At 59.6% G+C, this 26078-nt stretch carries 20 protein-coding genes; 8 read left to right on the top strand and 12 right to left on the bottom strand.

The window, feature by feature from the left end:
- Window positions 1–34 precede the first annotated feature (34 nt).
- The 6 genes from HQ945_RS18500 to HQ945_RS18475 form a co-directional block, all read right to left on the bottom strand.
- On the bottom strand, window positions 35–2356 hold the full coding sequence (locus tag HQ945_RS18500) for a cellulose synthase (protein ID WP_174208384.1): 2322 nt from the start codon (window positions 2354–2356) through the stop codon (window positions 35–37).
- Complete coding sequence (locus HQ945_RS18495) at window positions 2353–3402, bottom strand: family 8 glycosyl hydrolase (RefSeq protein WP_113281053.1); 1050 nt, start codon at window positions 3400–3402, stop codon at window positions 2353–2355. The genes HQ945_RS18500 and HQ945_RS18495 overlap by 4 nt, the downstream gene beginning before the upstream one ends.
- Window positions 3399–5762 (bottom strand): cellulose biosynthesis cyclic di-GMP-binding regulatory protein BcsB, encoded by a 2364-nt coding sequence (locus HQ945_RS18490; RefSeq protein ID WP_113281054.1) that lies wholly within the window; start codon window positions 5760–5762, stop codon window positions 3399–3401. Before HQ945_RS18490 ends, HQ945_RS18495 begins: the two co-directional genes overlap by 4 nt.
- Window positions 5759–7939: a UDP-forming cellulose synthase catalytic subunit gene (gene bcsA, locus HQ945_RS18485; RefSeq protein ID WP_113281055.1), complete on the bottom strand. Its 2181-nt coding sequence runs from the start codon at window positions 7937–7939 to the stop codon at window positions 5759–5761. Before bcsA ends, HQ945_RS18490 begins: the two co-directional genes overlap by 4 nt.
- A gap of 112 nt (window positions 7940–8051) precedes the next feature.
- On the bottom strand, window positions 8052–8972 hold the full coding sequence (bcsN, locus tag HQ945_RS18480) for a cellulose biosynthesis protein BcsN (protein WP_113281056.1): 921 nt from the start codon (window positions 8970–8972) through the stop codon (window positions 8052–8054).
- Between the two features lie 382 nt (window positions 8973–9354).
- On the bottom strand, window positions 9355–10065 hold the full coding sequence (locus HQ945_RS18475; protein ID WP_113281057.1) for a histidine utilization transcriptional repressor HutC: 711 nt from the start codon (window positions 10063–10065) through the stop codon (window positions 9355–9357).
- A 208-nt stretch (window positions 10066–10273) separates the two neighbouring features.
- Here HQ945_RS18475 and HQ945_RS18470 point away from each other — a divergent pair, with 208 nt between their 5' ends.
- The 7 genes from HQ945_RS18470 (at window position 10274) to HQ945_RS18440 (ending at window position 16547) form a co-directional block, all read left to right on the top strand.
- On the top strand, window positions 10274–11425 hold the full coding sequence (locus tag HQ945_RS18470) for a CaiB/BaiF CoA transferase family protein (RefSeq protein ID WP_113281058.1): 1152 nt from the start codon (window positions 10274–10276) through the stop codon (window positions 11423–11425).
- Window positions 11422–12576 carry an acyl-CoA dehydrogenase family protein gene (locus HQ945_RS18465; protein ID WP_174208383.1) on the top strand — a complete coding sequence of 385 codons (1155 nt, stop codon included), beginning with the start codon at window positions 11422–11424 and terminating at the stop codon, window positions 12574–12576. Before HQ945_RS18470 ends, HQ945_RS18465 begins: the two co-directional genes overlap by 4 nt.
- 439 nt (window positions 12577–13015) lie before the next feature.
- Complete coding sequence (locus tag HQ945_RS18460; RefSeq protein ID WP_113281060.1) at window positions 13016–13834, top strand: transporter substrate-binding domain-containing protein; 819 nt, start codon at window positions 13016–13018, stop codon at window positions 13832–13834.
- Window positions 13835–13889: 55 nt separating this feature from the next.
- Entirely contained in the window at window positions 13890–14537 is a 648-nt protein-coding gene (locus HQ945_RS18455; protein ID WP_027232772.1) for an amino acid ABC transporter permease, read from the top strand.
- Window positions 14537–15199 carry an amino acid ABC transporter permease gene (locus tag HQ945_RS18450; RefSeq protein ID WP_027232773.1) on the top strand — a complete coding sequence of 221 codons (663 nt, stop codon included), beginning with the start codon at window positions 14537–14539 and terminating at the stop codon, window positions 15197–15199. Before HQ945_RS18455 ends, HQ945_RS18450 begins: the two co-directional genes overlap by 1 nt.
- Before the next feature lies 1 nt (window position 15200).
- Window positions 15201–15974 carry an amino acid ABC transporter ATP-binding protein gene (locus HQ945_RS18445; protein WP_113281061.1) on the top strand — a complete coding sequence of 258 codons (774 nt, stop codon included), beginning with the start codon at window positions 15201–15203 and terminating at the stop codon, window positions 15972–15974.
- A gap of 144 nt (window positions 15975–16118) precedes the next feature.
- A complete protein-coding gene (locus HQ945_RS18440) occupies window positions 16119–16547 on the top strand; it encodes a DoxX family membrane protein (RefSeq protein ID WP_091924109.1) in 429 nt (142 codons plus the stop codon).
- 36 nt (window positions 16548–16583) lie between these two features.
- Here HQ945_RS18440 and HQ945_RS18435 read toward each other — a convergent pair whose 3' ends face one another.
- The 6 genes from HQ945_RS18435 to HQ945_RS18415 form a co-directional block, all read right to left on the bottom strand.
- The gene (locus HQ945_RS18435; RefSeq protein ID WP_244532961.1) at window positions 16584–17738 is read right to left on the bottom strand and encodes an alpha/beta hydrolase; all 1155 of its coding nucleotides are present in this window, start codon (window positions 17736–17738) and stop codon (window positions 16584–16586) included.
- Between the two features lie 72 nt (window positions 17739–17810).
- Window positions 17811–18317, bottom strand: coding sequence for a hypothetical protein (locus HQ945_RS18430; protein WP_091924107.1), 507 nt, complete (start codon window positions 18315–18317; stop codon window positions 17811–17813).
- A gap of 31 nt (window positions 18318–18348) precedes the next feature.
- The gene (locus HQ945_RS23040) at window positions 18349–18474 is read right to left on the bottom strand and encodes a hypothetical protein (protein WP_280139098.1); all 126 of its coding nucleotides are present in this window, start codon (window positions 18472–18474) and stop codon (window positions 18349–18351) included.
- A 25-nt stretch (window positions 18475–18499) separates the two neighbouring features.
- Window positions 18500–19693 carry a helix-turn-helix domain-containing protein gene (locus HQ945_RS18425; protein ID WP_246272720.1) on the bottom strand — a complete coding sequence of 398 codons (1194 nt, stop codon included), beginning with the start codon at window positions 19691–19693 and terminating at the stop codon, window positions 18500–18502.
- A gap of 295 nt (window positions 19694–19988) precedes the next feature.
- Window positions 19989–23066: an efflux RND transporter permease subunit gene (locus tag HQ945_RS18420; RefSeq protein WP_174208382.1), complete on the bottom strand. Its 3078-nt coding sequence runs from the start codon at window positions 23064–23066 to the stop codon at window positions 19989–19991.
- Window positions 23063–24175, bottom strand: a complete 1113-nt coding sequence (locus HQ945_RS18415; RefSeq protein ID WP_174208381.1) for an efflux RND transporter periplasmic adaptor subunit — start codon at window positions 24173–24175, stop codon at window positions 23063–23065. Before HQ945_RS18415 ends, HQ945_RS18420 begins: the two co-directional genes overlap by 4 nt.
- Before the next feature lie 525 nt (window positions 24176–24700).
- On the opposite strand from HQ945_RS18415, the gene HQ945_RS18410 reads away from it, so the two are divergent.
- On the top strand, window positions 24701–26078 hold a 1378-nt coding region (locus HQ945_RS18410), incomplete at its 3' end, for a basic amino acid/polyamine antiporter (RefSeq protein WP_174208380.1).

The following is a 26078-nucleotide window of genomic DNA, read 5'->3' as shown; positions in this document are numbered from 1 at the left end:
GGCATTCGCGGCAACATGCCTGATTATCTCTGACTCAGTACTCTTTGTTCCTTATCGCCCTTATCGTGGCGATTCCCCGCAAGCCTTCCTTGTTGCCCGTCGCCGCAACGGCCTCAAAAATGCGTAAGGCATCGGCGAGCCGGTTCAACTTCATGTAGGAATAGCCGCGCAGGATCATGAGATCGGTGCGTTCGGGAGCGATCCGCGCCCGCTGGTCGAGTGCGAGGATGGCCTCGTTCGGACGGCCGGCGTTGAAGGCCTCCGTTGCGCGCGACGAAAGCAGCGCGATGTCGAGTTCGATCTGACGGGATTGCTGCTGGCGAGCCTTTGAGGCGGCCACCGCGGCCTTGTCGCTGAGACCGGCACGCAGATAGGCAAGGCTTTGGCCGTAGGCGGCGTCGCTCCGCTGTGCCTCCGACCGGCTCAGGAGGCCGCGTTCGAATGCTGCGGCTGCCTCGAGTGGGCGATTGATATCCATCAGGCACCAGCCGCGCGACAACGCGTTCTCGGGTGAAAGTGCCTGCGGGTCGATTGTTGTCGTGCAACCGCGGACCGAACGCGCGCCGGCATTGTTGGTGGCCCCGCGCGGCGCCTGACGCGGACGCGCTTCCGGCGATCTCGGTCGGGGCGCCTGCTCGGTTTGGAGTGCAGGCTGCTCGTATGCGTCGGCTCGCTGGCGGGAAATGGTCTCGGCGACCTCGTCCGCCAGGGTCCGAGGCGGCGCCGGTGGGGTGGGAGGGGAAGTCGAGGCTGGCATATCCTGCAGCGCAAGCGGCGTGGTCAGGGTCGGCCGCAGTTGCGTTTGCTCCAGCGTGTCGCCGAACCGCTCGGGCGAGGGCGCTAGCCCGGGTTGCCGCGTCTTGCGCTGTTCACCGAGCCGCGCGATGCGCTCCGAGCGACCAGCCCAGCGCCGCTGGATCGCGGCCACGCCTGCCGCATCACCGAGCTGTTGGCGCGTCAGTACGAGACCGTAGGAGGATGGTTCGTCGTCCGGCTTCCACTGCAGGGCCATCGAGAACCAGCCTGAAGCGGTCTCGAACTGATTGAGCAGATAAGCGTACCAACCGAGCTGCTGCGCGGCATTGGCATCCTTTGCTTCCAGGACCTCCGGCACCATGCGCTGCAGGATCGCGGGCGCAATCTCCACCGGCGGGTCCTGCGCCAGAAGATTTGCCACGGCAGCCATGTAGACCGCCTTCGTGTCGTCCGAGCTGTCGCGCCATTCGTACATGACTGCTTCGGCTTCTGCCGGGCGCGAGCGCGCGATCATCGCAAGTGCGAGGCCTTGCGCGGATGACGGCGCGCTTTCGCGATCATATGAAAGCTTGAACCATTTTTCTGCCGCCTCGAAATTATTGCGGCGCAGATAATACCAACCGAGGATAAGCGGATCGGAAGGCCCCGTTGTAGCGGTCGCAAGTTTCTCCACCCGCTCGATATCGGGCTGGGGTACGACAAGTTTCGGGTCAGACCCTGCGTCGGCGACGGCTTTGCGCGCGAGGTCGTCGCGTATCGAATCGAATTCGCTCTTCCCGTCGGGCAGGATTTTGGCCTTTGCCAACAACGTGTCGAGATCGGGCCGCGTCAGCAGCGGCAGCGCCTTCTGCACCGTCGCAAGCCGTTCAGCCGGATCGGTACAGGTGTCGAGGATGTATGCGTAGGCAGCTTTCGCCCGGGCCTCGCGATCGGTTTTGGCGAAAGCTTCGGCCGTCCGCCACAGCACGTCGATCTCGCTGCAGGTCATCAGACTGTTATGGGCCGCGCCGACGCGGATCACCGTATCGTACTGTTTCAGGTCGGAGGCATTGATCAGTTGCTCGCGCGCTTCGGCAAGGTCCAATCGGTCCATCAGATCGGCGGGCGGTGTCCAGCCTTGTTCTGTACTCTGCCTATCCTGCACGGCCTTGCGCAATTCGGCGAGTTTCCCGTCGGCATAGAGCTTCCACATGGCATCGAGCGATGCATCGGTCTGAACGGGCACGGCGAGGGGATCGGCGGGGGGCGTCCAATCGGGGTAGAGCGCCCGCAACCGCGCGATCTCCGCCGCCAACCGGCGCTGATCGCCCTGGCGGGCAAAATAACGCAGCGCGGTTTCATCGACTTTCGGCGTCGTCGCGGGAGCAGGTGGCTGCTCCAGTGCAGGCTGCGTGCGGCGGGCAGGCGTTCGGCCGGACTGCGCGACGACATATTCACCGGCTGAATCCGCTTGGGCGGAACTGCCTTTTGCGCCTCCCAACAGCGCCGACCGGATCGTCTCTCCAGCCGTCGCCGACTCCGGCAGATAGCTTTGCTGAAGCGCAAAGGCTGCGGCGCAAGCGACTATCAGGGGTGCGATGATGAGTACCGGCTTCTTCATAAACACTCCGGATGCTGACTATGGGCGAACGAAAGCGATAATAAATGCAGCGTTGACGGGTAGTATAGAGATGGTTCGAACGAGCGTACGGCCTCGGGCAATTTTACCTTGTCCAGCACGCAAGCGACGAGTGCCGGAATGATCGCATATCCCGCATCGGAGAGTGTTTCCTTCACATTTCCGCTATCGCTGTCGGTAATGACCACCTGGCCGCTTTCCGAGGTCATGCCCTTGCGCAACCTCGTAAGCAATTCCCGGTCGTAGATGCGGGCACGCATGAGGTAGAGAGGAATGCGCAAGGCATTGTACCCAAATTCGGCGGGAAATCCCTTAGCAGGCTTTAACTGGGTTTTAGCAGACATCCAGTCCGTCGGTAGCGACCGCGGGCCGGCACTGGCTTTGTTGAGTAACCCAACGCCGGTCATGCTCAATTGCATCCAATCAGTCGTCTTGTCGATCGAGGCAAATTTCGGAAAGGCCTCGAAGACCCAATAGGACAGGTTGATGATCGGACCGTCAGTGCGGTCGGATTCGGAAAATCCCTTGGCACCCGGCAGCAGGAGCAGGCGGTCCTGCCATTTGACAACGTTCGATTTGCCGATCCCGCCGATAATCGTTTTTGCGGCGCCGATGAAATCGTTGCGTTCCCACTCGCCTCCCGCCAGCAACAGCGCATAGGCGATCAAAATATCGCCATCGGAGGCATTGTTGCTGTCGGTAATGTGCGGTTTTGCCGAGGGATCCCATTTCCACATGGCAAGACCGTCGTCGCGCAACAAAAGCTCGGTTTTTGTAAATGACCAGATCAGATCGAAATCCGCCTTGCTATTGGCAAGATATGCGAGCAGCAACCCGTAACCCTGGCCTTCACTATGGCTGATATTGCCGTTCGCATCATCAATCACCCGTCCACCTGCATCAATGAAGCGTGATTTGTAGGCGGCCCAATCCGCTGGTTTCACGGTTCCCGACAAGTTTTGCGCCATCGCAACTCCGCTGCCGGCCCAGGCGAGCAAAAGACATAGAAGGCAGGCATAGGCTCTCATATGCGCCTCCCGAGATTTGCCAGCATCCGCGAGGTCGCGATGCCAAGCAAGCTGGCAAGGACAACAAGGATTAACGAAAACCACAATATATTGCCGGAAAGCCAATTGGCGATGACCAGTCTCATGTTCGAAAATGACAGCGGCTGTGACTGAACAAAGGTGTAGTTACCCACCGGGACCATCTGCATTTCGTCGGTGCCGGCTTTGTAGATGGAAATATGGCCCTGGAGTTCGGGCCAGTGATCCTGCCGCGTCAGGGCGCGGACGCCCTCAATGAGATTGTCGTCTGTTGCCGACGTTGCCACTGTCCACACCCCGTCGCCGTTCGGATTTGGCCGTTGGGCAACGAGGAGCGTAGCGGCAGGTTCCGGCGTATAGGGCGCATCGCTCTCATCGGAGGTCATGAGGCTCGCCAGGGAAATGTTGAACGTACGGTTCAGCCAGTCGTCAAAAGAGGAAATCTGGCCGCGCCAACCTCTACCGGAAAGCCGCTCCCGCCACTCGTTGAAGTCGCTCTGGGTATTTTCCTCTGGTGCCGGTTCGACATTCCCTTTAACGGCGCTCCAGATCGTCCGAGTGTTTTCGGAAATCCCGGTCTGCGTCAGGACACTCGATTCGATTTGCGGAATGGCGCCGATAAACAGGGCATTTGAATTCATGGCGGAATTCGCGGTTGCCCTCGGATCGACCTCCATCGGCCGCCCGGCAGCCACGGCCATGCGGGCAAGCAGCGTTGCGGCCGCCGACAGGCTTTTTTCCCCGGCATTGTTCATCACGACAGGCAACGGTTTGCCCGAACGATTATAGGGGAAGCTCGTGCCGCTCAAGCCAGCAAGGTTGGGGAGGGTACCGATCCTGGCAAAACTTGGAATGACAAATTCAGACGAATCGAAAAGCGCGAACCGAGTCGTCGAGGATGCGTTGGATCCAGGCGCGCAGATGGAATCCGTCTTGGTGGTAAGCGCGGCCTCGATGGTGATCAGGTTCACGCCGGGCCGGAAGTGCCGCATGGTGAAGCTGATCGGAAAATGCCGCAGGATTTCGCCGCCTGAAGTGGTTATCGGTAGCGTGGCGGCAATATTGTCGTTAACGTAAATATTGATCTGACTGCCCGGCAAAACGTCTTCCGAGTAGGCGGCGTCGAGGAGAATGGTCGCCTTTCCATACTCGTTCGCGTAGAAATCCGAAGGAACGCCAATTGCAAATTCAGTTCGCAGCCGGCGTCCGGTGAAATTCTTCGTATCCACCCCAAGTTCGCTGAGCTTTACCCGCGATGAAGAAATGAAAAGCGGCACGTCGGGTGACCGCCATGTCTGGGTAGAAATGAACGTCCGCGGCACGCTGAGATCGCGCTTCAGCGGGTCGACAAAGCCGGCAACCGCATTGGTGACAGATTGCCAATCGGCGCCGCGAAAGCGGAGGATCGAACTGCCGGTTGCAGGGTCGTCCACAAATGCCACGCCGGGCGCCGTTCGACTGTCTCCTGCCCACGGCGCGAGGGATTGCAGTTCCTCATCGGTACCAAGAAGGACCGTCAGCGAGCCGGGCGACTGCTCTGCCGGCAGGGTGGACGAGACCGTCACCGTCTGGTTCGGCATATTGGCAAGGATCGCCAAACCCTGGGCTGTGTGAAGCATGGGAGCCGTCGCTTGGGTGCGGTCAATGGCGGGAACGACAATGTTGAACGCCGTCCGTCCGGTCCCGTCGACACCGATTGCACGTATGTCGTCCAGCTTCTTAAGCCTGCGCGGATTGTCTCCGGTGAAAGAAAGATAAGTCTTTGACGGATCGACTTCAGTCCACAATTCGTAGGTCGATTGCACCGTGCAGTCGGTGCGGTGGCGAAGGCTGGTGTTTATCCGGAATGTATTGAGCCCCTCTTTCAGGACGCCGGCCGGTATCTTCGCCGTCAAAGTCTTCCGGCCCTCCGGCGACTGTACCGGCTCGCTGATGATGCGGGCGTTGTTGATCGAAACGGTCATGGTGGACCACTCCGGCGCCACGACGAGGCTGCTCTGATAGGCCAGCGTCAGAGTGGCAGGAGCTGCTGCCTGATCTGCAGTAATGAAAACGGCCCACGTCTTGTCACCATTCTCACCGCTGAACGAAAGACTGTCCTGAGGCACGATATAGCGCCGCCATTGTCCGTCGGCCCTGATCGGCGCCGGCGCCAATTTGGGAGCGGGGGCGGGTGCGGCCGGTGCCTGCTGGCCGGGCAGTGGCGAGAACGGCGCGGCCGGCTTCTCGGCCGGTGCGGGTTCGGCGGGGCGCTCGGGCGACATGTCGAAAGGCGCGACCTGCGCATAAGAACTCAGCGTGGAAAGGCCGAGAAACAGGCAGGCGCCAAGCAGACGCTTCATAGCGTGCCCTCCCATTCCCTTTTGCCTCTTCCAGTCAAGTGGCGGAAAAGATAGGAAAAACCCCGGTATGTCTGGAATATCGCCACCCCGAAAAACCAGATCGTACCCTTGAACAGGCCGGGATTACCACGCCGATCCAGCTGGAATTTGGTCCACTGAGCCGAATTGGCAAAGATCAGATCGGCGATCAAGGAATGATCGGAGGGCTGGTCAGGCATGAACATGCAGCCGACCGACGTTTCTCCAGCTTGCTTTCTGACATTGCGGACCTGCAATGGAAGATCGCCGAGATCTCCCGTTGCGAATGTCTTGAAGCGGACGTCGGTCAGCATGCCGACGGAAACCGCCTCGGCCACATCGCCCAGCACCTGCACGCGCAGACCATTGACCGACACATCGTCGATCGTCCCTTGCAGCCAGCGCTCGCCCACGCGAAATTCGCAGCGGCGGCTCACCTTCACGCGTCGCGAAGGCCGCTTGTCACCGCGCTCGGATACAACCCCAAGCGCACAGCCCGCGAAAACCAGATTGAGAAGGTTCCACGCACCCACGACAAGCGTGACATCCGCTTTGTATGGCTCGGTGTAAATTCGATAGATCGTTACCCCCACGCCGACAAGCAGCACCAGGAAGATGACAAAGAAGGGCGTGCTCAATTCCGAAAGACGGCTTCGGTCGATACGCTCGTCCTTCGCGGTGACCTTGAATGTCGGCTTGCGCGGGTTCAGGGCAACCGACACGACTGCCGGCAGGAGATGCACGGTCTGGACATATTCGTAAAGCTCGGAAATCCAGGGCCAGCGAAATGCACCGTAAAGATAGTTCTGCATCATCAGGTTCACGACCATGTAGATCAGGGTGTAGGCGAGAAATTCGCCGCCCGATGCCGTGAAGATCTCAAGCCCGAAGAACAGATAGAACAGCGGCGCGACCAGGAAGATTGCCCGCGGGAATGGAAACAGCCAGAACAATGTCGAAGAGAGGTAGCAAAGGCGTTGCGGGATCGTGAGCCCGCCATTGAATAAGGGAAAGCGGAACCGCAGGATTTGCATCATACCCTGCGCCCAGCGGCTGCGCTGGCCGATGAAACTTGCGAATGTGGCGGGTTGCAATCCTGCAATGAGTGGCTTGTCGAGATAGACGCTGTTCCAGCCCTTCGAATGGAGCGCGATGGCAGTCTCGCAGTCTTCCGTAATGCTGATGCCGCTGAACCCGCCCGTGACGTTCAGTGCCTCGCGGCGGAGCACGGCGGCCGAGCCGCAAAAGAAAGCCGCGTTCCATTTATCGAGGCCGCGCTGGATGATGCCGTAGAACATTTCGTTTTCGGATGGCATTTCCTCGAACGTACGCAGATTGCGCTCGAGCGGATCGGGGTTGAGGAAGAAGTGCGGCGTCTGCACGAGAAACAGTTTCTCGTCCTCATCGAAATAGCCGACCGTTTCGAGTAGGAAATCGCGTGTTGGCGCGTGATCCGCGTCGAACACGGCGATCAATTCGCCGGTGGAATGTTCAAGGCCGTTATTGAGGTTGCCAGCCTTGGCATGGACGTTCTTTTCACGCGTCAGGTAGTGAACGCCTAAAGCCTCGCAGAGCTCCGAGAGATCCTTGAAACGCTTTTCAGCAATGTGGGATTCGACAATCTTGTCGGCATTGCGCTTTTGCAGCGTACCGCCGTCATCGAGTATCCAGACGGTGAGCTTGTCAGCCGGATAGTCCATGGCCTTGGCTGCGGCCATGGTGTTTGCAAGCAGTTCGATGTCCTCGTTATAGGTCGGGATAAACACGTCAACGCTTGGCAATTCACCTTTGGTTGCCGGCCGTGTCGTACGATGCGGCAGTGGCATTGAGACGACAAAAAGGCTGAGCGCCAACATCATCACGCTGTAAATCTCGGCGAGATAGAGCAGGAACCCGGGAACGAAGTTTTCGAGCTGGTTGACCGGAGGCAGCGTACTCGTCGTACGCCAGTAGACATAGCGCATGACGATGGCCGTACCGAAAGCGAGGGCGATCAGCCGCCAGATACCGCCGGCATTCAGCGTCTTCAACACCATCATGAGGAACAGTACCGAGGCGCCGGCGATCAACTGCGTCTGCAGATTTACCGGGAGCGTGACCAGTAGCAGAACACTGATCGACGTTACGAGCCACATCAGGATGATGAGGAACTTACGCATGGACGGCCGTGCTTTTCGATAGGCGGGCGGGCGAAGAATTCATCTCATGTCCTGGCGGCGGGTTAATGGGAGGGTCATTCCCCAATGGATGTCACTGCGTTTTGGCTCCGGGTTATTGGGCGGCGGGTGGCGGGGGTGGAACAACGGCCCGATTGATCTGGGTCGGTGCAGGCATGGGCGGGGCCGCACCTGATACAGGCGGCGGCGGTACGATGGGTCCGATCGGCGCAGGTCTTGCCGGGCGTGTCTCGACAGCCGGTGCGGCAGGCGGCTGTGCGCGCCGTTTTGGCGCCACTGCAACTGGTTGCGGCGCTGGCGGAGGCATCAATGCGGCGGATGGCGGCATGTCAGGCCCAGTCGGAAAGACATTGGCGCCCGGGCGGCCAAGATTTTCCGGCACGCCGGCCGGTTCGCCATAAGGGTTCCAGCTGTAATTGTTGAAGGCTGCGTTGATGGTGAACCCATACATGAACGCCAGCAATTGTTCTTCGGTCAAGCGCGAGTCGCAAAGACGCAGCCGGATCTGGATCGAGCCGCGCCCGGTAAACCAGCGCGATTGTGTTTCAGGTGGCCGGATGCGCTGCCAGGCATAGACGCAGGTATCGCCGGAGCGTGAATGCCCGCTGGCGAAACCGAAGGCACCGTACCGGTTCTGCACGAAGTTGGGAGAACGATGCATTGGAACGCCCGGCAACGTACCGCGGAGCTCGCGATCGATGTTCGTTGTACCAAGCTGACGGTCGCGCAGCGTATCACCGCCGGAAAGGTTTGCCTTCACCGGTCCGAACAGCTGTACGCGCAGGACGTTCTGCCCAGGCGTGCGGGCGGACGTTGCCAACAGAATTTCCTGCTGAACGGCATTGTTGTAGGACCGTTCGACGACGCTGACGATGGAGGGACCGCCAGGCGGCGGTAGCGCATAGGCCTGCTGCGCGTCGACGGTTCGCGTCGATGCCAGGATCTGAGGCGGGCCCCCGGATGCGCAGCCGCCAACCAGAAGTAGCAAGATCAGACAGGAGGTCCTCTTCAACATTTGGGAAAACTAGGCGATTGAATTGATTCGTACAAAGGAAATGCTTTACGTCGTTGGGAAAGTTCAAACTTCTCACCTCGACAGTTGCCCGATGGTTACACCTTAAAATTGCAAAACGGCATGTCCCGCAGAACTGTCCGTCGCACCTTAGCGTTATTTCCAACTCGGATCTTCGCAATTTGTTGGTCCTGGCCCTTGTCTACTTCGCTAATCCATCCGTCTGGTAGCTAATACTCGCAATTGTGGAACCTTAGGACGGAACTTTCATATAAATATCTCCACGAGCAGATAGACAATGTCACCAGTGCCAGCCAAATCCAGCCACACAGTCCGCCCGATTCCAGATTGGGCATAGCGCTTGCGAAAGCCTTGCGGCTGTCTCTCAGATTTTGGCCGCTTGATCGCGGCCCTCGTCGGCGCCGAAACTGTGGCCGGGCTGAAAGACCACCCGGACTGTGGTAATGGGTCCAAGATCATTCCAGGTGGTGCGATGCAGGATCAACAATGCCTGGCCTTGCCTCGTCTGCAATAGTCGCGCATCTCGGCGGTCGGCATTCTCGGCTGAAAACGAGAACTCAGCCCGCAGATAGGGTGCGTTACGCACTAGCCATTCATTGGCATTCAAATCCCGGAAGCCGGCGTGTTCAAGTCCTGGCACAACGTGCGGATTAATCCAGCGGTCTTCGAGCTGGTAGGGTTTGCCGTCGGCGTAATGCACCGCCCTGAGATGGACCAGACGTTCCCCTTCCGGAAGACCCAGGCGTACCGCGATGTGGCCGGGAATCGGACTGAGCCGCTGCGCAACGACACGGTGGCTGTAGATCAGGCCCGCGTCCTCGACCTGCTCACGCACGATGGGAATGGAGAAGGTGGCCTTGCGCACCGGATTGACCACCACCCGCGTGCCCGCGCGACGCCGGCGATCCAGAAGGCCTTCATCGGCGAGCACTTGCAACGCCTTGTTGACCGTCGCCCGTGCGGCGCTGAACTCGACCGCCAGATCCGCCTCGTCCGGTATGCGTTCGCCTTCACGCCACTTGAGTTCGACAATGCGACGACGTACCTCGTCAGCGATACTTTGGGCCTTGCGCATTATTTGTCGCCTATGGCTGCTCCCGCCGATGAATCTCCAGCGGAATGCGGGCAAGTTTAGACATATCCATAAAATAAGTATAGACATATTCGCGGGCTTATGTGTAGACATATTCCGTGACAGCGCGCTATGGAGGAGTGCAGATGTACCGTGCCCGTTATACGGCAGCCAGCAATTGTGCGGCGCGTCCCATGTCGGAGCCGTGGGCATGAACCGGCCGCTGGCGGGGATCAAGGTGCTGGATCTGTCGCGTGTGTTGGCGGGTCCTTATTGCACGGCGCTCCTGGCGGATCTTGGAGCCGAGGTCATCAAGCTTGAACCGCCGGCGGGCGACGATTATCGCCACGTCGGCCCGTTCAGCCATGGTGAAAGCGCACTTTTCACTCTTAACAATCGTGGCAAGCGCAGCATCGTTCTGGACCTCAAGGTTCCGGAAGACCAGGCGCTGGCGCAGATGCTCGCCGAGCAAGTAGACGTAGTGGTCGAGAATTTTCGTCCCGGCGTGGCCGAGCGCTTGGGCCTCGGCGCCGCGGCGCTGCGAGCGGCGAACCCCAGACTTATCTATTGCTCGATCTCCGGCTTTGGCCAGGAGGGACCATTCAAGGATTTGCCGGCCTATGACCTCATCGTGCAGGCCATGTCCGGCCTGATGGCAAGCACCGGCGAGGAGGGAGGCGGCCCGCTCAAGACCGGTGAAAGCATTGCCGATCTGCTGGCCGGATTGTTTGCCAGCTGGTCCATCATGGCCGCGCTGGTGCAACGCAATTCGACAGGTCAGGGCGCCACGCTTGACGTTGCCATGTATGACGCCCTGTTTTCAGTGTTGACGACCAGCCATGCGCTGCACCTCTATGCTGGCCTACTGCCGCAACGCGTCGGCAATCGCCATCCGCTCTCGACGCCCTTTGGCTGCTTTGCCACCAGCGATGGTCAGGTGGTGATAACCGTTCTGAACCCCAGGCAGTTTAGCGCGCTTGCTCAACTTGTCGGCGCCCCGCAGGCCGTGGACGACCCGCGTTTTGCTACAGATGCCAGCCGCACCGAACATGAACCAGCCTTGAAGGCCTTGATCGAAAACTGGTCGCGCAAGCTGACCACCGAGGAAGCCATTGCCGCTCTCTCTGCGGCAGGTCTGCCGGCGGCCCCGATCTGGGACATTGCGCAGGCAATTTCGAATGAGCATTCGGCCGCGCGTGGATTGGTCAGCCTTTTGCAACATCCGGTGCTGGGGGAGGCGCCGACAGTCGGTCAGCCCGTCCGCTTCGACGGCGAAAAGCCGGTTGCAGCAGTCTCGGCGCCCCGGCTCGGCGGCGATCGCGAAACAATTCTGCGGGAGTTCGGGTTGGAGAAGCGCGCATGACGGATGAATGGTACATGCTGTCCGACGAGGAGCGGCTGTTCTGCGACGTGCTTGGGCGGCTGTGTGCGGAACGCATTGCGACGAAAGCGGCGGCAACCGACGAAGCCTCTACCTTCGTCCATGAACAAATCGCGGTTCTGGCCGAAGCCGGAATGCTGGGCGCAAATCTGCCGGAAGCCTATGGCGGGAGTTCGATCTCGGCAACTGCGCTGCTGCGGGCAGTGGCGATCGTCGCCGGAGCCTGCGGTTCCACTGCTTCGGCGCTGACCGCGCACTATCTGGCGACCGACTCCATCCTCATTGGCGGAACGGAAGCGCAAAAACAGAAATGGCTGCCCAAGGCGGCAACGGGCGAGGCTTTGGGATCATTCGCACTGACCGAACCCACTGCCGGATCCGATCCTGCTGACATGAAGACTCGGGCGCGCCGCACGAGCGCGGGTTGGCATGTCAAAGGCACGAAATGCTTCATCTCCAATGGCGGCGTTGCAGATTTCATTCTTCTCTATGCCGTGACCGATCCGGAAAAGGGACATCGCGGCATTTCGACCTTTATCCTCCCCAAGGGGACGCCGGGTCTTGAAGCTGGTGCGGCTGAAAGGACAATGGGTCTCAAGGGCGGTCATGTCTTTACACTGAACATCGACTGCGAGCTGCCGTCCGATGCGCTGCTGGGGGAGGAAGGCAAGGGTTTCCGCACGGCCATGCAAGTGCTTGACAATGGCCGTATCGAGGTTGCCGCGCAATGCCTCGGCATGGCCGAGACTGCAATGCAAGCTGCGATCGCCTACGCAAAGGAGCGTGTCATCGGCGGGCAGCCATTGAGTGACCGGCAGGGCATACGCTGGATGATCGCCGATATGGGTTTGGCCTATCGCTCGGCATTGCTCGTTGCGCAGGACGCAGCGCGACAACGGGATCTGGCGCATGCAGGTGGCGGGCGGTTTTCGCTCGCGGCCTCCATGGCCAAGTTGCACGCATCAGAAGCTGCTGGCCGTATTGCGGATATCGCGCTGCAACTGCATGGAGGTTATGGATATACGCGTGATTTCCCGATCGAACGGATCAATCGCGATCTTCGGATCATGAGGATCTACGAAGGCTCGAGCGAAATCCAGCGCATTATCATTTCCGGCCATATGCTGAACTGACCGAAGGCGATCCGTGCATCAGTCAAAGCGCAATGCATCCAATGTTTTCCCAGCGATTGCCGTGGGAACAACCGGCAAGAACCGGCGGAGGTCGTTGCCTCCGCTCGTCGCGCCGAACGGCCGGTTCCTGTCCGGTGGTGACGGGCAAGACGGCGGTCCTGGTGCTTTACCGAATCCGCTTATTGAGTACTTTTCGTTGCACTCTGGCATGGTAAGGTTGCGCAGCGAAGCGGAAGATACCGGGCGGCGGTGGACTCCTGCGCTGTGGAATAATCTGGCGAAAAGCGTGATCCGTTGCGCTTTCGCCAACCCGAACATAACAGCCGGTCAAGGAGCGACATACGGCCTCGATCGGCGAGGCATTTCTCTGATCTAAAAATACGGCGACACAATAAGTGCCCGCCGTGTCAATCCCGTGGGAACAACTAGGAGAACTGAAATGAGAATTCACATGACCTTCAAAGGGGCGCTTGTCGGCTTGGCCACACTCTGTCTTGCCAGCGCCGCCGGGGCGGACCAGCTTGCGGACGTCAAGGCCGCGGGCAAGATCGTAACCGCCACCGACATGCACTATGCACCCTTCGACATGCTCAACAACGGCACGTATGAGGGCATGACCAAGGACCTGTTCGACCAGGTTGCCAAGGAAATCGGCGTCGAGCCGGTCTACCAGGATATTCCGTGGACGGCCGAGCTGCCGGGTCTTGAAGTCAAGAAGTTCGACATCGTGATTGCCCCCGTTACCATTACCCCGGAACGTCTCGAGCGCTACGGCTTCACCTTGCCTATCGCCGATGCCACCGTTTCGCTGCTGAAGGCTGCGAGCAACACCGAACTCACCAAGCCGGAAGATATCAAGGGCAAGACCGTTGGCGTTCAGCAGGGCACCGCGCAATTCAAGCAGCTTGAAGCCTATGGCCAGAAGCTTGGCGGTGTAACGATCAAGGAATACGGCACCACTGACGAAGCCTATGCCGACCTCGCTGCCGGTCGTCTCGATGCGGTTGCGGGCTCGCTTCCGAACCTTACCTATCTCGTGAAGAGCCGTCCTGAAAGTTTTGCCCTTTTCACCCCTGCCCAGTTCGGTGAGCCGAAGTATTTCGCATGGGTGCTGCGCAAGGATGCCGACAGCGAAAGCTTCAACAAGGCCATCAACGATGCGGTGCTTAAGATGACCGATGACGGCCGCGTCAAGGCGATCCAGGAGAAGTGGCTCGGCACCTACACCGAACTGCCGCGTGAGGTTCCGGCCAAGTAATTTGCTGCGGGCGGAGTGACCTCCGCCCGCACATCTTGGGTCACGTGAGGGGCGGATGTTTTCCTTAGCGGTTTTCCTTCAAAGCTTCGAGCCGTTGTTGTGGGCAGCGCGATACACGCTGCTGATCTCTATACTCGGTATCGGATTGGGTCTTGTGATCGGCACGCTGGTGTGCGCAGCTCGCCTGTCGCCTTACCCGCTGCTGCGTCGCTTTGCAGCCATCTGGGTCAGTTTCCTGCGCGGCGTGCCGCTCCTGGTGCAATTGCTGGTGTTCTATTATGCGCTTCCGGTCATTGGCCTCGACGTTCCTGCAATGGTCGCTGCTGTGGTGACCGTCGGCATCTGCGCCAGCGCCTATATCTCCGAAATCTGGCGCGGCGCGATAGCGGCGCTGCCGAGGGGACAGGCAGAGGCGGCGGTCGCCATCGGCATGACGCCATTCGACGTATGGATACGGGTCATTCTCCCGCAAGCCGTTACGCTTTCGCTGCCGGCATTGATCAACGAACTTATTCTTCTGGTGAAGGCGTCCTCGCTGGTCTCGGTTGTCGGTATTCTCGAAATTACCCGCGCCAGCCAGGCGCAGGCCGCTACCACCTTCCGGCCGCTTGAGGTCTACATCGCCGCCGCCTGCATTTATCTCGTGATCAACCTGTGCCTCGCGGCGCTCGGACGTTACCTCGAACACAGGACGGCCGTCTGATGGATTGGAGCATGTTGCAGCAATATGGCCCGTCGCTGCTCAAGGGGTTTGCCAATACCATCGTCTGTTGGGCACTTGGCACCGTCTTCGGCATGGCGCTCGGCCTCGTCATTGCGCTCATTCAACGCTACGCACCGCGCTGGGTGACGTGGATCATCCAAGTCTATATCGAAGTTATCCGCGGCACACCGTTCCTCGTGCAATTGTTCGTGCTTTATTACGGTGGCCCACTCATCGGCCTGCGCCTCGATGCCCTGCCGGCCGGCCTGCTCGGGCTGACAATCTATGGCAGCCCCTACTTTGCCGAAATATTCCGTTCGGGATTCCGGGCCGTGCCTGACGGGCAGATTGAAGCGGCCCGTGCCATCGGTATGGCCGAAGGCCATATTGTGCGGCGTATCCTGCTGCCCCTCGGCTTGGTCTCCGCTTTGCCGGCGCTGGTGAACTTTTCGATCATCCTGACCAAGGAAACCGTGATTCTGTCGATCATCACCGTTCCCGAATTGCTGTACCAGGTGCAGCGAATGTCCGCCGAAACCTTCCGTTATGTCGAGGCAAACCTGGTGCTGGCGCTATTCTTCTGGGGCTTGGTGGAGACGATCTCGCGCGTCGGCCACAGACTGGAAGCGCGTATCACGAAACACCTGATTGAAAGGACGTAAGATGCTTGCAGCGTCATCCGTCGAAATGCGTAAGGTCAACAAATTCTACGGCAAGTTTCAGGCGCTGAAGGATGTCGACCTGTCGATTCTGCCCGGCAAGGTCACCTGTCTCATCGGACCATCCGGTTCAGGCAAGTCGACCCTGCTCCGCTGCATCAATTTCCTTGAAGAATATGATTCCGGCGAAGTCCGCATTGATGGCCAGTTGATTGGCTATGAGGCGCCCAACAAGAAGATGTCGGGCCGCAAGCTCCGCGAGATGCGACGCTCGATCGGCATGGTTTTTCAGCAGTTCAATCTCTGGCCGCATATGACCGCCAAGGAAAATGTTGCCGAGGGGCTGATCCGTGTGCGCCGCATGTCCAAGGCCGACGCCGAGCGGCGCGCCGTGGAGGCGTTGGCCAAGGTGGGACTGGCGGACAAGATGGCGAACCATCCTTCGCGGCTCTCCGGTGGACAGCAACAACGCGTTGCAATTGCCCGGGCCATCGCCATGGAGCCGAGGCTCATGCTCTTCGACGAGCCGACGTCCGCACTTGACCCGGAGCTTGTGGGCGAGGTGCTTAGCGTCATGAGGACACTGGCCGGGGAGGGGATGACGATGGTGGTGGTCACCCACGAAATGGGTTTCGCCGCACACGTCGCCGATCAGGTCGGATTCATGGAAAAGGGCGAACTCGTGGGCGTCGATAGCCCCGACCGCATTCTGCATCATCCCCAGGATGCACGTATCCAGTCTTTCCTGCGGACCTATCACGAGCGCAACAGTTTCTGATAGTCAAGGACCATAAGCGCTGCCGGATCCGCTTTCGGGTACGGATCGGCGTCCAAAAAGAAAATTGCCCGCGCGGTGTCGGAAATGGTCCGCAGCACTCGTCCTTGCAGCGAAAGCTTCGAGACTTGCTTCAGGAGGACCAGTATGACAACGGCAACAGGCAATGCGGGATGGACGACGGCGGCGATTCTGGTGGGGCGACTTATCTTCGCGCTCGTCTTCATCATGGCCGTGAGCTTCAAGTTGATGGATATCGGCGGTACGGCGACGTATATCGCCGGGGCCGGATTTCCGTTTCCCACCCTGCTGGCGTGGCTCGCTGCGCTGCTTGAGCTTGCTCTCGTCGCATGCTTCCTGACCGGCGCCTATTTCTCCGAAGCAGCACTTGTAGCTGCCGCCTACGTTCTGTTTCTGGCATTTGCGTTTCACGGCCCGTCGCACTGGGCCGGAAACCAGGCCGAGTTCGGGTTTTTCATCGACCATTTTACTTTTGCCGCCGGCCTGCTCTTTGCGGCAGCGCACGGACCCGGAGGAGTATTGGCGATCAAGAAGGAATGGCTGCTGCGGCGATAGTGCCGAATTAAGCTACCCACAGCGGATAGCCGCGTATCAGCGACGCACGGCGCTCTCGAAAATGCGGATGGGCGCGCTCAGCGCAGCGCCTGTCACGGTGCCGATGGTCTGGCCGGCCTCAATTGCAGTGGCGCCGAAATTTCCGGAGGCATTCGGATCGGCATCGGAAAGCGATTGTCCTCGCAACAGTCGTTCGCCGAAGAGGCGGACGACCTCGGGGCTCGTTGCAAACTGGGTGTGGTTGAGACTGTCGCCGTCGCGCAGTTGAGTAAGGTCATAGACCGTAATCCCGGTCGCCTTTTCAAGCTGGGCCTTGTAGGCCACGTCGGTAAGATCCACGCCCCCAACGCGCGTGACCTGGCCGGATATTAACCTGGAAAGGCGCAGCGCCCTGTCGTTTGCCGAAACGAATATCGAGATATGCGGCCGTTCCTGGCCGATATCCGTGAGCTGCTTGCGGAAAACGTCGATATCGAGATCCGGCGAGGCAAGGATGACGTCGGTGATTTTGGGCGATATACGCTTGTTCTGCATTGATATATCGCGCAGTGCTTCCATCACCGGCCAGCTGCCCATCGAATGCCCGACAATCGTGATTTCGGAGACATCGGGGCTTTTTACCGCCTGCTGAATGACATAGACCAGTTCGGAGCGAGAAAAATTGGTACTTTCCCGATCGTAATTGTAATCCAGCAGAGCCCCGCGCGATGGCCAGGAAAACAAGACCGGCGTGACCTCCGCGCGCGAGTCGTGAACAATCTGCGCGAAGCGAAACACCGAATCCTCGAACCGGGTGTTGAAGCCATGAACGAAGATCAATACGCGCCTGTCGCTTACTGCATGCGATCGGTACCAGGTACGAATATCTCCGATCTTGATCGGGTTCACCGCTGTCGTTACAAAACTCCGTTCAGGGTCGCCAGGAAGCCGGCGCGGCCACTGAATTGTACCGGGTTGACGGTTCGGCGGAATTGAAACCACGACATTGGCCAGGCTCAAATCGCTGCCGCGCTCGCCGCTGAAGAAGACCCCCTTCTGCGTCGTGGGCGCGCGGGTCGTGGCCACAAGGATATCGACCTTTGCAGTGTCGGGCGATGGCGCGGCCACGGGCGCAAGAACACCGCGCGCCGGCGAGGCGCATGCCGTAATACCGCCGGCGACGAGCATCAGCAGGATTGCGCGGAGGATCAATACGCTTCGACTGAGCACTGAGTGGGTATCCAATTCGCCATCACGACCATGACACAGTGAGCGCGCAAGAGTTCAAGCATAGTTTATTTGGAAGAAGGCGAGGATCAAGCCCACGGCGATGCCGATGAGGGGCGCAATTATTCCTCCAAGTTTTGCTCTCCTCAGCGCGCGTGCCTGACGCTCGCTTACCCTGCGGTTGGTCCGGTAGCGTTCTCTGAACCCTTCGAGATAGTGGCGGGAAAAGGCAGGCCGGTCGTCTCCCGCATCCGCCGCACGCAACCAGAATTCGGCATCCCGACCCGGCAGGTCGATATCCCCGACTTCGAGGGCCCGGAAACACTGCCATGACGACCAGACAAGAACCAATGTCAGGGATGCAAGCTCCCAGCCAACCGCCGGCGAGAATTCGCCTGCGGCAAGTGACGTAACCGCCCCGGTCGCGGTGGCAAGGGCGATGACGGAAAACAGCCGCAGAAGTCCCAAGGCCTGATTGTTGCTCGAATGAATGAGGGCGACGATGGCATTTTGCCGAAACCGCGTATCCTCAATCGCCAGTTTCCAGTCGTCGCTATCGAACATCGTAGTCAATACCTCCAGCCAGCAGGCGAGACTAGTACAGGAGCCAGCCAAGACCCGCCGCAACGATGACGCCGATCAGAAACAATACGGTGAAGGTGAAGGGGCCGACATTCACGCCGAGTTTTCTCAATCGTTCATCCACATCTTCATGACGCATCGAAAACCTCATAAATTGTTGCAGATCAACCGTGGAGCTTGCGCAGGAGAAGACCGAGGCGTTCTTCGGGAGCAGCACTGGTGATTTCGCTTGCCGACCTGCGCGGTATCCCGCTCTTGCGTCCGGCGCGCACCTCCGTGGGTGTGTAACCGAATTCCCGCTTGAATGCCCGGCTGAATTCCGCGCCGTCGCTGAAGCAACGCTGCTCGGCAATTTCGACGATGCGGCGTTTGTCATTCGGATCCGCCAGTGCTGCATGCGCATCGAGGAGCCGTTGGTGCTGAACGTAATGCATCACGCCGCCGAAAGGTTCGAACATCCGGTAAAGCCCGGTCCGGGAGATCGCGAGATCGCGCCGCAGCGCTTCGGCATTGAATGACGGATCAAACAATCTGGCGTTTACGATACTGCGCGCCTTTTCGAGTAGAACGCGCGTGATCGGCGCCTGCGCCTCCTCGATTGTACCGGGCGAAGGCATGACGCAAGCCCTGATCATCGCGCGCGTTGCGCCCACCAGTTCTGGAATATTCTCCGCCTCGACCCCCGGCAGCCGCTTGGCCAGGCCCATGAAGTAATCGGCGAGCAACCGGCCCATCGCTGTGTCGACGGAGGAAAATTCCGCGGCGCTGAGCGCGTGGGCGACATCCGGGTCAAAGTCGCGCGGGACGAAAAGCATCAGCATATCGCTGTCCGTTACATTGCCTTCGAACCAACGTCCGAGCGAATGGATCTGCACGATGCCCGCGCCGCCTGCAAAACTGCCCGCCGGACCGAGGGTGCTTATCGCTCCGTCGAGCGGAAGTGTCATCGTCCAGTGATCGAGCGCTTCCCGGCGCGTATGGCCGGGAACGCTCGCAAATTCGAGTGCGTTGGTCCTGATCCTGGAAAAGGCGAGATTGCCGAGATCCCAGACGGTTTGCCTGCCGTCAAAGCCGTTCGACGTGTCCCTGCGGTCGCCGAACTCCAGCATGGAGGAGAAACTCTTGCGCCAGGAGTCATATTGATCGTCAAGCGGCACGACCCGGGTGTCGAACTTGAACGCGGGTATCGTCGAAGGATAGGAAGACCGCTTTGAAGGCAATGGGGGGCAGTCGATGGGAGATATGGCGGCCGCTTGCGCAAAGTTGTGATCAAGCGACGCTTCAGACGGTGTGGTGTGGTCATGGGCGTTCATGCCGTCACCATGCGCCGCAACAATAGAGTGAAAACCTTTGCCCATGCATCACTGTCCGTACCGGGCAAACTGGTTCGATCCGTTCTTGCTGAAGAAAATGCTGGCATCGCTACCCCAAAAATTCCCCGAAGTGACAAATCACGCAGTTACGAATGCTCGTCTTGAATAGTATGACACAACCCTTATCGTCTGTTCAGTACGTAACTGTTACCAACCAGGTTGCACGACTGACGATCTCCTCCTGACAAGTGTCGGTTGTTAGGCCAAAGCTTTGCCGGAGTTGTCAAAGAACTTTGCCGGCCACAATACGGCCATCCATGACCGCATCCTTTCATGCGATCTATGCTGGGCTTGGGGCAGGTTGGCGCGAAGGTTGATCGGTTGTTGGTTCCTTGACGCGGAACGAGGCCACATAGAGGGCCGGCAGGAAGATCAGGGTAAGAACGGTCGCCACCAGCAAGCCGCCCATGATCGCAATTGCCATCGGTCCCCAGAAGATGGTCCAGGCTATCGGAATCATGCCGAGCACGGTGGATATCGCGGTGAGCATGATCGGGCGGAAGCGCGACACGGTGGCGTCGATGACGGCATTCCACACATCCGTTCCCTTGGCCCGCTCCGTCTCGATCTGTTCGATGAGTATGACGGCATTCTTGGCGATAAGCCCGAGCAACGACAGGATACCAAGAATGGCGACAAAGCCTAAGGGCCGGTTGAAGATGAAAAGCGACCCGACGACACCGATCAATCCCATCGGAACAACGCTCATCACCAGAAACAGGCGGCTGAAGCTCTTCAGTTGCACCATGAGGATGGTGATCATCAGGAACAGCATGATTGGCACTACGGCAATCACGGACGCCTGTGACTTGGCGCTTTCCTCCACGGTGCCGCCTGCGACTATGCGATATGGGACTGGCAAGGTGGCGTTGAGTTTGTCGATTTCCGGTTCCATTGCCTGGACGATCGCCTCTGGCGAACCGCCCGCCGTCACATCCGCTTGCACGGTGAGTGTCGGCACGCGGTCCCGCCGCCAGATCACCGGGAACTCCTGGTCGACTTCAAAGGTCGCGAACTGGCTGAGCGGTACAGTACGGCCATTGGGAAGCGGGAACTGCAGCGTGCGCAGATTGTCGAGCGATACGCGCTGCTCGTCGGTCGAGCGCACGACGACGTCGACCAGGTAGATGTCATCGCGCACCTGCGTGACCGCCATTCCGGACACGACGGTATTGAGCGCCGTCGCCAGCGCCTGCGAACTCAGGCCCAGGAGGCGCGCCTGATCCTGATCGATATGGACGCGGATGGAGCGGGCGGGTTCGATCCAGTCGAAATTGATGCGGTTGAGCTGCGAATTGGCGCCCATGACCTGTGCCAGGCGCTGAGCAATCTCGCGGACCTCGTTGGCATCAGGGCCGCTTACGCGATATTGCACCGGCCAACCAACTGGCGGACCGAGTTCGAGCAGCGAGACACGCGAAATGGCGCTTGGCACCTTTTCAGCCAATTCCTGTTCAAGTCGCGCGCGGAGCCGCTCACGGCCCGGAACGTCCTTCGCAACGACAACCGCTTGCGAGAAAAATTCATTGGGCAATTCGACGTTGAGCGGCAGGTAGAAGCGGATGGCGCCGCGCCCGACATTGGTGCTCCAATGTGCCACGTCCGGATCGTCCCTGAGGAGTGCGTCAAGTTGGTCCGATGCCTTCTGGCTCGCCTCGATGGACGCGTTCTGCGGCAGCCTTATATCGACAAGCAGTTCGGGACGGTCGGACGAAGGAAAGAACTGCCGCGGCACCAGCGGAAGCGCCAAAAGGGCGAGCACGAAACATGCAAGCGTGATGCCGATCGTCAGCCAGCGCATACGCAGTGCGCCGACAAGCAGGCTGCGGAAGAAGCGAAGAATGATGGAGGGCTTTCCCGTCTCGATCTTGTCGGGCTTCTTCAGCAGCGCAACGCCGAGGAGCGGAGAGAAGATCACGGCGCCAAGCCAGGATACGACCAGTGCGATACTCACAACGGCAAAGATCGAGAACGTATATTCGCCGGCTGAACTGCGCGCAAAGCCGATCGGCACGAAGCCGGTTGCGGTGACCAGGGTGCCGGCAAGCATGGCGGCAGCGAGCGTCCGGAACGTGAAGCTCGCGGCCTCTTCCTTTTCATCGCCGAGTGCGAGCCGCGTCGTCATGGAATCGACCGTCGTCATGGCATCGTCGACGAGCAGGCTGAGCGCGATGATCAGGGCGCCAAGGGAGACGCGCTGCAGGTCGATTCCGAGGATCTGCATTACCGCAAAGACCATCGCCAGCGATAGCGGTATCGCAAGGGCGACGACGGTTCCGGCGCGTATGCCCAAGCTGATGAAACTGACGGCCATTATGATGACGATCGCCTGCCAGAGCGATTCCGTGAACTCGCCGATTGCGTCGTCGACCACCTGGGGTTGATTGGCGACGAGCGTCGTTTCGATGCCGATCGGCATGTTCGCGGTGATCTCTTTCATCGCCGCGGTAATGTTGTGGCCGAGCGCGAGAATATCGCCGCCTTCGCGCATCGATATGGCAAGGCCCATGGCTGGCTTGCCGTTCACCCGGAACATCGGCTGCGGGGGGTCCGCATAGGCACGGTGAATTTCGGCAATGTCGCGCAGCCGGATCAGCCTGCCATTTGCGACGAAATTCAGGTTGCGAAGGTCCTCTTCGGAATCAAAAGCGCCGCTGACGCGCAGGCTCAAGCGCTCGTCGGCGGTTCGCAGGGTACCCGAAGGACTGACCACATTTTGCGCCTGCAAGGCAGCGATCACGGCGTTCCTGTCGATGCCGAGGCCCGCCATCTGTTCGGTGGAAAACTCGATGAAGATGCGTTCAGGCTGTGCCCCGAGCACGTCGATCTTGGATACGTCCGGCACATGCAGCAGGCGCGAGCGCGCCTCATCGACATAGTCGGCGAGTTCACGCTGGGTAAAGCCGTCCGCGGTGAAACCGTAGATGATGCCGAATGTATCGCCGAAATCATCGTCGAATCCGGGGCCGACGATACCCGCCGGCAAGGTCGGGCGAATGTCGCCGATGCTCTTTCGTACCTGATACCAGACATCGGGAACTTCGGCCGCCGTCGTTGCGTCCTTGAGATTGACGAAGATGGTCGTCACGCCTGCATTGGTAAAGCTGCGCAGGAAATCGACTTCGGGTATTTCCTGCAGCTTGCGCTCGAGCCGTTCGGTCACCTGTTTCAGCGTATCGTCAAGGGTTGCCCCGGGCCAGCCGGCCCTGACAACCATGGTCTTGATGGTAAAGGCTGGATCCTCGTTGCGGCCAAGATTGATGAAGGCGAATACGCCGGCAACGACGACGGCAATCATCGCATAGATCACGAGCGAGCGGCTCTTCAGCGCCCAGGCGGAGAGATTGAAGCCGTTCATTGGGTGGATCCGAGCAGACGCACTTCCTGGCCGTCATGCAAAGCCTGGACGCCGGCCGTCACGACGACCTCACCTGGGGTGAGGCCCTGCGAAATGATGACAGTGGCGGGATCGAAGCGAACCACTTCTACATTGCGCGTCGACACAGTCTTCTTGTCCTGATCGACGATCCAGACCGCAGGCTGGCTGTTGAACTTGGTCAGGGCCGTCGCCGGTATCGCGATCTCAGGCGATGAATCAACCGTCACACGGCCCGTCACGGTCGATCCAAGGCGCATGGCAGCGGGCGTGTCGCTGAGGCCGACGCGCACCCTAAAGGTCCGCGTCGTCGGATCGGCCTGCGGCGCCACTTCGCGCACCCGTCCGGTGGCCTTTACCGTCGGATCGTCGGTCAGCGCAACCTCGACAATCGCTGTGTCGTGCGCCTGTCGCAGCAGCTGAGCCGGAACGTCGAATATCGCATCGCGTCCATCTTGGCGCGCAACCTGCAGCACCATTTGCCCCGCCTGGACGACCTCGCCGGGCTCGGCGCCGACAGCGGTCACGGTGCCCGCCGCATCTGCGTAGAGCTCGGTGAAGCCCACGCGATCCTCGGCATTTTCCAGCTGCGCCTGCGAACTGTCGACCTGCGATTGCGCCGCGCGCATCGCCTGCTGTGCCGCATCATATTGCGCGCGGGTGGTGAAGCCCTGTCTCAGCAGCGTTTCCTGCCGTGCGAATGCATTGCTCGTCTTGACGAGTTGCCCCTCGGCGGCGACGAGGGTCGCCTGTGCGGTGCGCAGCGCGCTGATTTCATTTTGCGGGTCCATGCGGGCGAGAATCTTCCCGGGCTCGACCGGATCACCGACATTGGCAAGGCGTTCGATCATGCGGCCGCCAAGGCGAAACGCGAAGGAGACCTGGTTCTCGGCCTCGACATGTCCGGTAAGGGTGACGCTGTCGCCAAGCTTGCGCTGCTCAACCGTGACCGTTCGCACGGGGCGAATGACCGGAGGCTCATCCTTGGCTTCATCCCGGCATCCTGCAAGCATTGGACCTGCCATCAGAAGGCCCATGAACGCGCCCAGCGCGCGCACCCTTCGCATCGATTTATTCACTGAAACCAGCATTTCTCATGGACTCCAGGAAACTCTCGTGAAATGGGACAAAGCATACGTCTGCGGGGCAATTCGACTATAACGTCTGCCAATCGTTTGTGATTGGTCAGAAATCCCAAATGCCCGCCCGGAATCCCAATTTCCGCAGTGCGAGAAGCGGCCTCCAGCTATCGTCCGAATGGTTGGCGTTGACGTGCACTCGTAAAGTGCTCAGCGTGGCCCAGGACCATGCGGGATTTTCGCCCACCGGAAGTTTGCATGAAGATCAGAGATTTAAAGGCGCTGCGTTGGGCCGGGTAATGCTCGGCGCGACAGAAACCGGCGAATTGCAGCTGGCATCCTTATGTTGTCGCGATCGCATTTGCTGGCGTTTGTCCGCAATACTCCGACGTAGCCGCGCACGGTAGCAAAATTAGAGACGCGCAGCCTATTTGTGGGATTCTGTGCTGATCACATAGAGAATTGAAACCTCCTATAATCTTTGCCGGAGCCACACCTTGCGCTCCCCTAACCTGACCAATTCTTGGGGGGTAAATCATGGCCTCAGGTTCTACTCAAAAGTTCTCATTGTTCGCGCTGACTGCCATGGTCGTGGGGTCGATGGTGGGCGCCGGCATTTTCTCGCTACCGCGCACGTTTGGTAACGCAACGGGTCCCTTCGGGGCGATCATCGCCTGGTGCATTGCCGGGACCGGCATGTATATGCTTGCCCGCGTTTTCCAGTCGCTTGCAGAGCGCAAGCCCGAACTCGATGCTGGTGTCTTCGCCTATGCCAAGGCGGGCTTCGGCGATTATCCGGGCTTCCTGTCGGCGTTCGGTTACTGGATCGGCAGCTGCATCGGCAACGTCTCCTACTGGGTGCTGATCAAGTCCACGCTCGGACTGTTCTTCCCGGTCTTCGGAGATGGCAATACGGTGGTCGCCATCGTCGTCGCATCGATCGGCATCTGGCTGTTTCATTTTACGATCCTGAGAGGCGTCCAGCAGGCCGCATTCATCAACACGGTGGTCACCGTCGCGAAGATCGTGCCCATCCTCACCTTCATTCTGATTCTGATCGTCATGTTCAAGGGCGATATGTTCAGCGCCAACTTCTGGGGCGGCGTCGGCATGCCGGAATCGCACATCTTCGATCAGGTGCGGGCGACGATGCTGGTCACCGTCTTCGTGTTCCTCGGTATCGAAGGCGCGAGCAACTATTCGCGTTACGCCTCAAAACGGTCGGATGTCGGTACAGCCACCATCCTCGGCTTCATCGGCGTCACCACGCTCATGGTGCTGGTGTCGCTGCTCCCCTATTCGGTCATGGCCCGCGCTGATATCGCGGCTCTGGGACAGCCCTCGATGGCCGGCGTTCTCGAAGCCGTCGTCGGCCACTGGGGGGCGATCTTCATCAGCGTCGGCGTGATCATTTCGGTGCTCGGCGCCTACCTCGCCTGGTCGCTGGTCTGTGCGGAAGTTCTCTACATCGCCGCGCAGAAGGAAGACATGCCAAGGGTGTTCGGGACCGAGAATTCAAACAAGGTTCCTGCGGCTGCGTTGTGGCTGACGAACATCGTGGTTCAGCTTTTCGTCATCAGCACCTACTGGTCTCGGGACGCCTTCGCGCTGATGCTGAGCCTGACCAGCGCCATGTCGCTGATACCCTATCTCTTCGTGGCCGCCTATGGCGTCATGCTGGCGCGGCGAGGGGAGACTTACGAAAAGAAGCCTGAGGAGCGCCAGCGCGATCTGATCATTGCCGGCGTGGCCGCTGTCTACACCCTGTTCATGATTGCGGCGGGCGGACTGAAATTCGTTCTCCTTTCGGCGCTGCTCTACGCGCCGGGCACCATTCTCTATTTCTGGGCCCGCCGCGAACGCGGCAAGCCCATATTCAACACAACTGTCGATTGGCTGATTTTCGCTGCCCCAG

Source organism: Phyllobacterium pellucidum, assembly GCF_013327855.1.
Taxonomy (GTDB): Bacteria; Pseudomonadota; Alphaproteobacteria; order Rhizobiales; family Rhizobiaceae; genus Phyllobacterium; species Phyllobacterium pellucidum.
The sequence above is the reverse complement of the archived record's forward strand: the minus strand, read 5'-3'. Positions and strand labels throughout refer to the sequence as shown.